At 69.6% G+C, this 7,202-nt stretch carries 8 protein-coding genes; 7 read left to right on the forward strand and 1 reads right to left on the reverse strand.

What is annotated here, in order from left to right:
• Positions 1 to 12: 12 nt before the first annotated feature.
• From L107_RS07430 to L107_RS07460, 7 genes are all read left to right on the forward strand, one after another.
• Positions 13 to 1,083 carry a serine hydrolase gene (locus tag L107_RS07430; protein WP_236550568.1) on the forward strand — a complete coding sequence of 357 codons (1,071 nt, stop codon included), beginning with the start codon at positions 13 to 15 and terminating at the stop codon, positions 1,081 to 1,083.
• Positions 1,083 to 2,570, forward strand: a complete 1,488-nt coding sequence (locus L107_RS07435; protein ID WP_159817539.1) for a DUF3370 domain-containing protein — start codon at positions 1,083 to 1,085, stop codon at positions 2,568 to 2,570. Before L107_RS07430 ends, L107_RS07435 begins: the two co-directional genes overlap by 1 nt.
• A complete protein-coding gene (bchI, locus tag L107_RS07440; RefSeq protein ID WP_106220465.1) occupies positions 2,567 to 3,652 on the forward strand; it encodes a magnesium chelatase ATPase subunit I in 1,086 nt (361 codons plus the stop codon). Before L107_RS07435 ends, bchI begins: the two co-directional genes overlap by 4 nt.
• Entirely contained in the window at positions 3,649 to 4,131 is a 483-nt protein-coding gene (gene ruvC, locus L107_RS07445) for a crossover junction endodeoxyribonuclease RuvC (protein ID WP_159817541.1), read from the forward strand. Before bchI ends, ruvC begins: the two co-directional genes overlap by 4 nt.
• A gap of 44 nt (positions 4,132 to 4,175) precedes the next feature.
• The gene (locus tag L107_RS07450; RefSeq protein ID WP_159817543.1) at positions 4,176 to 4,838 is read left to right on the forward strand and encodes a 5-formyltetrahydrofolate cyclo-ligase; all 663 of its coding nucleotides are present in this window, start codon (positions 4,176 to 4,178) and stop codon (positions 4,836 to 4,838) included.
• 205 nt (positions 4,839 to 5,043) lie between these two features.
• Entirely contained in the window at positions 5,044 to 5,532 is a 489-nt protein-coding gene (locus L107_RS07455; RefSeq protein WP_159817545.1) for a hypothetical protein, read from the forward strand.
• Positions 5,533 to 5,549: 17 nt separating this feature from the next.
• The gene (locus L107_RS07460) at positions 5,550 to 5,993 is read left to right on the forward strand and encodes a SufE family protein (RefSeq protein WP_159817547.1); all 444 of its coding nucleotides are present in this window, start codon (positions 5,550 to 5,552) and stop codon (positions 5,991 to 5,993) included.
• 135 nt (positions 5,994 to 6,128) lie between these two features.
• Here the strand turns inward: L107_RS07460 and L107_RS07465 are convergent, their stop codons facing one another.
• On the reverse strand, positions 6,129 to 6,854 hold the full coding sequence (locus L107_RS07465; protein WP_159817549.1) for a hypothetical protein: 726 nt from the start codon (positions 6,852 to 6,854) through the stop codon (positions 6,129 to 6,131).
• Positions 6,855 to 7,202 lie beyond the last annotated feature (348 nt).

Raw genomic sequence — 7,202 nt, forward strand, 5'->3', positions numbered from 1 at the left:
CGTCCTGCTTCCGTGAGTGCTGGCCGTCCAACCCGTCCCCGCAGCAACCCGTGGCTCCGCCCGGTGGGGCTGGTGCTGCGGCTGATCGTGCTCGGGGTGGGTCTGGGGGTGATCGTCGGCACCGCCCTCAAGCTGATGGCGCCGCGCCTGGTGCAGGGGGCGCTCGGCACGCCGGCACCGGCGGCACCAGTGTCACCGGTGGCGACGAAACCCGGCAGCGGCCCCATGGCCCTGGGACGGTTCGAACCGCGCCAGGAACTCGTCGGCCTCAGCCAGCAGTGGGCCCGGCTGGCGGCGGCCCAGAAGGGTCTGACCGCCAGTGGCTTCCTGCTGGTGCTGGATGACGGCCGCTACGCCGAGCTGCAGCCGGATCTGCCCCTGTCGGCGGCCAGTTCGATCAAGGTGCCGATCCTGCTGGCGGGCCTGGAGGATCTCGACCGCGGCAAGGTGCGCTGGAACGAGCCCATGCCGCTCACCAAGGAGGTGGTGGGCGGCGGCGCCGGCTGGATGGCCAGCAAGCCCCTGGGCACCCGCTTCCCCTTCTTCGAGGCGGCCACCGAGATGATCCGGGTGAGCGACAACACCGCCACCAACCTGCTGATCCGCCGCCTCGGCGGCAAGACCGAGCTCAACGGCCGCTTCCGCAGCCTCGGCCTGACGGCCACGGTGGTGAACAACTGGCTGCCGGACCTGGACGGCACCAACACCACCAGCTCCCGCGATCTGGCCCGCTCCATCGCCCTGGTGGACACCGGCGACAAGCTCACGCCCCGCGCCCGTGACCTGTTCCGCGAGATCATGGGCACCTCCCGCACCAACACCCTGATCCCGCTCGGGCTGCTGATGGGCCTGGGCAAGGACTCCTCCGATCCCGACAGCGAGCTGCTGCCGGAGGGCATCACCGTCTACAACAAGACCGGCGACATCGGCATCGCCTACTCCGACACCGCCCTGATCCAGCTGCCCAACGGTCAGCGGGCCGTCCTGGCCGTGATGGTCAAGGGCCCGTTCAATGACCCCCGCTCCGCCGAGCTGATCCGGTCGATGGCCGGGGCCGTCACCAAAACCCTCGTCAAACGCTGATGAACGCCCCCATCCGGGCCCTGGTGCTGCCCACCCTGGCTCTGGCCGCCCTGGGCGGTCCGCTGCTGGCCCAGCCCCAGCCCTCCCCATCACCGCAACCCGCTCCGACACCGCCGGTGCTGCGCCCGGGGACGGTGGCCCCCCTGCCGGGCCGGCTGGACGCCGTGCCGATGGTGAACGACAACAACCCCGAGGTGATCAAGGGTCCCGGCATCCTGTTGTCCACCTTCGATGGCCAGCGGGGTTACGCCGGGCGCCCCCTGGGCGTGCCGTCAGCGCACCTGAACGCGGCCGTCAGCGGCCCCTTCGAGCTGTTCAGCCATCACATCTACGCCGGCACCCCCGAAAGCCTCGACTCCACCCTCTGGCTGGCGGTGGTGGCGGCCCCGCGGGGCAGCGGCCCGGTGAAGCTGCGGACCGTGGCCGGCTCCACCGCCCTGTCCCAGTCGGTGGACCCCGACCAGCCCTCGGCCCCGTTTCTGCCCCTGCCGGCCCTGATGGAGCAGGGCACCACCCCGATCTGGGCCGGCCCCGGCAGCCGGGTGGCCACCGAACTCCTGGCCCAGCAGCGCAGCCCCCTGGTGCCGGAGGGCTGGACGCTGCCAGCGGGGCAGCTCAGCACCCTGATGGTGCTGCCGCTGCCGGTACGGGGCCTCGATCCGCTGCTCAACGGCCTCAACCTGCAGCTGCGCCTCCACAGCGACGGTCCGGTGGATGTGGCCACCCTGGCCGCCTTCGGCCCCGTGGATCGTCCGCCCGATCCGGCCGTCTGGCAGCGCCTGCTGCAGGGCGGCCTCAGCCCGAAGGAGCACAGCCCCAGCCCCCGGGGGGCCAGCGGTCCGATGATCTACTCCCGCGTCAGCGGGGTCCAGGAGGGCAGCGCCTGGACGGGGCGGATCACCGATCCGGGCCGCCCCACCCTCTCGGTGAGCCGGGCACCGATCTCCTGGCCGATCGCGTCCCTGGAGCGGGGCACCCTGGGCACCGGCCAGGTGCAGACGGCCCCCCTGCGCGCCTTCTACCCGGGCACCGCCTGGGCCGCCCACGGCAACTACGGCGTCACCTACGACCTCAGCCTGCCGCTGCGCAACGACACCCCCCGGCCGGTGCAGCTGGCCCTGGCCCTGGAATCGCCGATCAAGACCGACCAGCCCCTGGGCGGCCTGCGCTTCCACACCACCCCGGCGCGGGCGGTGATGTTCCGGGGCACCGTGGAGGTCAGCGGCCTCGACAACGCCGCCGGCGGGCCGGGGGGACGACGGCGGTTCCATCTGGTGCTGCGGGCCGGCCAGGAGGGCCCGCCCCTGGGCACGGTCAGCCTGCGCCCCGGTCAGGAACGGCAGGGGCGGGTGCGGCTCATCTACCCGGCCGATGCCACCCCGCCCCAGGTGCTGTCACTGATTCCGGTGACGACGCCGGTGGCTCCGGGGGCGGCCCCAGGGGCGGCTGTGAAACAATCCGGGGCTCCGCCCGCAAGCCGTCCGTGACGCCAACCAGGAAGCGCAGGGTCTTCCCCTTCACCGCCATCGTCGGGCAGGAGGAGATGAAGCTGGCGCTGCTGCTCAACGTGATCGACCCCCGCATCGGCGGGGTGATGATCATGGGCGACCGGGGCACGGGCAAATCCACCACCATCCGGGCCCTCGCCGATCTGCTGCCGGCGATCGACGTGGTGGCCGGCGACCCGTACAACAGCTCGCCCAGCGACCCCGACCTGCAGAGCAGCGAGGTGCGCCAGCGGGCCGAGCGGGGCGAACAGCTGCCCGTGGAGGCCCGCCAGGTGCCCATGGTCGACCTGCCGCTGGGGGCCACCGAGGACCGCCTCTGCGGCACGATCGACATCGAGAAGGCCCTCAGCGAGGGCGTGCGCGCCTTCGAGCCCGGGCTGCTGGCCAAGGCCAACCGCGGCCTGCTCTACGTGGATGAGGTCAACCTCCTCGACGACCACCTGGTGGACGTGCTGCTGGATTCGGCCGCCTCGGGCTGGAACACGGTGGAACGGGAGGGGGTGTCGGTGCGGCACCCCGCCCGCTTCGTGCTGATCGGCTCCGGCAATCCGGAGGAGGGCGAGCTGCGCCCCCAGCTGCTGGATCGCTTCGGCATGAGCGTGGAGGTGCGCACCGTGCGCGACCCGGAGCTGCGGGTGCAGGTGGTGGATCAGCGCACCAGCTTCGATGCCGACCCCGACAGCTTCAGCGACCGGCTGCAGAGCACCCAGGAAGCCCTGCAGGCCCGGGTGGTGGAGGCCCAGGAGCGGCTGCCCCAGGTGGCCATCGACGACGAGCTGCGCATCCGCATCTCGGCGGTCTGCGGCGAACTGGACGTGGACGGCCTGCGGGGCGACATCGTCACCAACCGGGCCGCCCGGGCCCTGGCCGCCTTCGAGGGCCATCTGGAGGTGAGTGACGACGACGTGGCCCGGGTGGTGGCCTGCTGCCTGCGCCACCGGCTGCGCAAGGACCCCCTCGAGCAGATCGACTCCGGCGAACGGGTGGTGAAGACGTTCTGCAAGGTGTTCGACCGCCCCGCCGGCGACCCCTCCGCCTTCCAGCTGGCCCTGGCGGGGTGAGGATTCTGGGCATCGATCCCGGGCTGGCGCGCGTCGGCTACGGGGTGATCGATGTGGAAGGTCGCTCCGCCGCGGGAGGCGGCCATCAGCGCCTGCTCGACTGCGGCATGATCCGCACCGAACCCGGCCGCAGCGACGGGGATCGGATGGTGGAGATCGCCCGCGATCTGCGGGTGATCGTGCGCCGCTGGCGGCCCCAGCTGGCGGCGGTGGAGAAGTTCTTCTTCTACCGCTCCAGCACCACCATCGCGGTGGTGCAGGCCCGGGGGGTGGTGATGATGACCCTGGCTCGCCTGGCCGTTCCGGTGGTGGAGTTCCCGCCGATGCAGATCAAGCTGGCCCTGGCCGGCTCCGGCCACGCCGAGAAGGACGAGGTGCTGGCGGCGGTGATGCGGGAGCTGGATCTGGAGCACCCCCCCCGCCCCGACGACGCCGCCGACGCGCTGGCGGTGGCGTTGACCGGCTGGTTTCAGCGGTGAAGACAGGCGATGGGCGATCCTGATCGTCAGCCATTTTTCCTGGGATGGAGGGGTCCGAGAAATCACAGCTGCGGCGGCGATTTCGCCGGACACGCCGGCTGAGCCTTCCGGAGGCGGCCGCAGGCATCGTGGCGGTCGCCCGAAGGGAACTTCCCGGCCGGGTACCGGCCGGCCACCATCTGGGGCTCTATTGGCCCCTGGCCGCGGAGCCCGACCTGAGAATCCTGGCGGAGCAGGCGCCCGGGCCACTGGCCCTGCCCGCCGTCCGCCCCGGAGCAGGCCTGATGTATCTCCCCTGGAGCCCAGGGGATCCTTTGGAACCCGATGCCTGTGGCATCGCCGCCCCGCTGGTGGGCACCCCGCTGGAGCCGGAGGCCCTGGCCCTGCTGCTGGTGCCAGCGCTGGCGGTGTCACCCGCAGGGCTGCGGCTTGGCTCGGGCGGGGGCTGGTACGACCGGCTGCGGGCCGATCCCCGCTGGCGGGCCGTGCCTGCCCTGGCAGTTCTGCCGGGGGCCTGCGTCGCCGCCTCGTTGCCATCGGATCCGTGGGACATTCCAGTCTCCGGCTGGCTCGATGAGGAGGGCCTGCACTGGATCGAGCCGGCAGCAGGGAACATTGCAACCCATGAACCAACGGGGCCGGTGAAAGCAGGAGCGACCGCCCTTTGCGAGGATCCACTCAGTCACCCCTTGCGCTGTTGGACCTGACCCCCAGAGGCCTCCGACCCCTGACTCACCCGGGCAGGAGCAACAACAGGCTGGCTCTCACCGCCGCTGAACGGGTGCTGGCGGCCGAGCTTGAGAACCGCAGCCAGGACAACAATGCCCTCTCGATGATGGTGAGCTCGATGGCTCGCATGGTCCAGGTGGGGAAAATGCGGGATAGTCGCTGGAAAGCCTCCTGAGGTTTCCCATGGCGCGTCGTTTCGTGTTTCTGGCCCTACTGGGTGGGGTCGCCGCCTTCATGGCCCCCTCCGCCCGGGCCCACGGCATCCAGAGCACCCTCGACTATCTCCCTTCCGCCAGTGGAGGGACACTGGAACTTGAGAGCCACTTCTCCAGCGGGGATCCAGCCCGTGATGCCACCGTCCGGCTGCTGCCTCCTGATGGGGGTGAAGCCATCGCGATCGGCAAGACAGGCCCTGACGGCCGCCTCGCCTTCACCCTTCCGCCGGGGGCCCGCAGCGACTGGGAGATCCAGGTGGATGCGGGGCCTGGACACCGGGACTATCTCTCACCGGAGGATGCTGGCAGAGTCTCCGTGCCCAGCGGTCTCAGCGGTGAGGTGCCCGGGACGGTCCGTCGTCTGAACCGGTTGAGTGGTCCGCTCCCCTGGGCCCTCACCGGCCTCGCCCTGATCGGCGGGCTGGGGCTTGCCGCACGTCATGGGAAGCGATCCTGAATCGATAGGATCGGGCAATGAGCTACGGCAGTCCGACCCTCGATCGTCTGGTGGATCGCCTGAGCGGCACCCAGGATCCACGACGCCGCTATGAATTCGTGCTCTGGCTGGCCAAGAAACTTCCGCCGCTGCCCGAGGTCTTCCGGCAGGACGCCTTCAAGGTGAAGGGCTGTGTTTCCCAGGTGTACGTGGTGGGGCAGCTGGCCAACGGCACCCTGCACTGGCAGGGAGATTCCGATGCCCAGATCACCAAGGGGCTGCTGGCTCTGCTGATTGAAGGGATGGAAGGTCTGACGGCGGAGCAGGTGACGGCGATTGATCCCTCCTTCCTGGCCGCCACGGGCCTGCAAGCCAGCCTCACCCCGTCCCGGGCCAACGGATTCCTGAACATTTTCCGAACCATGCAGGCCCAGGCGGCACGGCTAGAGGCCACCCGCCTGACGGCCGAACCCTCCAGCTGAAGGCGACGGGGCTTGCCTCTGGCAGAGCGGAGCTCCCCCTCCCAAGAAGACGTGCCGCTGCATGCATAAAAAAAACCCCGCTCGTACGAGCAGGGTCTAAATGCCTAGGAGGTTCAGCCCAGAGAGACTGACGAATCAGGAGGAAACGGCGGCCGATTTGACGCGCTTGCGCAGGCGACGGGAGTAGCCGAAAGCAGCACCGGCACCCAGGATGGAGAGGGGGCCGGGGACTTCGTGGGCATCCCGCTTGATGTTGACTTGGGCGGAGTAGGAACCACCCGTGGGCTGGATCGTGTCGTTGAAGGTGAAGGCACCAGCAGACACAGTCACAGGCCCGCCAGGGAGACCCGTGACGAAGGAAGTGAGTTCGGGAGCGAAGTTCTGGGTAACTTCCACCTGAACTGCCGTGGTTCCCTGGGAGACGAGGAACTGGACACCACCGAAGATCCCGACCGAGACGCCGTTGGCAAAGGTGAAGGCGGTGTCGCTATTCAGGGTGTAAAGAGCCTGGAACGGGCTCACCGGAGCAAAGTAGGTGAAGTTGGCCAGGGCAGCCGACACTCCGACAGCCGCCGAAGGAGGAGCGGGAGCGAAGGAAGGAACAAACAGACCACCGGCACCGCTCACCAATGCAACCGGGTTAGCGCCCGTGTTGAAGAGGACGCTGAAGGTGTCGGTGGGGTCCAGAACATTGACTTGGCTGGCGAAATCACCAGTGCCATCAGCGAACTCGAGGTTGCCGATCTGCAGGGCTTGGGCCGAGGGGGCGCCAATGGTGAGGGCGCCGGTGACAGCGGCCGCAGGGAGGATGAATTTCAGAAGAGCTCTTCCTTTGAGGAGAGAGTGGAGGGTAGGTGCCATGGGGGGAGGTCACGGTGCACGAAGCCACCGCATAGTAAGGCATGAATGGGACCTTAACCGATCCGGTGGAAGCCTGTTAGAGAACCGCAACAACCGTGGGGCCTTCTGGAGGCTGCCCAGGGAGGAAACGGCGCCCCCGCCTGGGACCGCGGCGCATGAGGACGCTCACCGGCGACGGCACCCCCGGGACCTGCGGGTGGGGCGACCTCCCCATCAGAAGGGCGAGGCTCAGGGACCGGAACGCCACTTCGGATAACCACTCGCCGCCTCACTGTGTCTTACAACCAGGTTGTTCAGGCCGGCAGCTGAGCGAGCCGCTGCTGGGGGGGGGGGGGGGGGGGGCCCCCC

Source organism: Cyanobium sp. Copco_Reservoir_LC18 (assembly GCF_009834675.1).
GTDB classification, from domain to species: domain Bacteria; phylum Cyanobacteriota; class Cyanobacteriia; order PCC-6307; family Cyanobiaceae; genus Cyanobium; species Cyanobium minutissimum.

Coding starts and splice junctions, on each gene's coding strand:
- L107_RS07455 (WP_159817545.1), top strand. CDS start 5,044: ATGGCGCGTCGTTTCGTGTTTCTGGCCCTACTGGGTGGGGTCGCCGCC.
- L107_RS07465 (WP_159817549.1), bottom strand. CDS start 6,854: ATGGCACCTACCCTCCACTCTCTCCTCAAAGGAAGAGCTCTTCTGAAA.
- L107_RS07435 (WP_159817539.1), top strand. CDS start 1,083: ATGAACGCCCCCATCCGGGCCCTGGTGCTGCCCACCCTGGCTCTGGCC.
- L107_RS07450 (WP_159817543.1), top strand. CDS start 4,176: ATGGAGGGGTCCGAGAAATCACAGCTGCGGCGGCGATTTCGCCGGACA.
- L107_RS07460 (WP_159817547.1), top strand. CDS start 5,550: ATGAGCTACGGCAGTCCGACCCTCGATCGTCTGGTGGATCGCCTGAGC.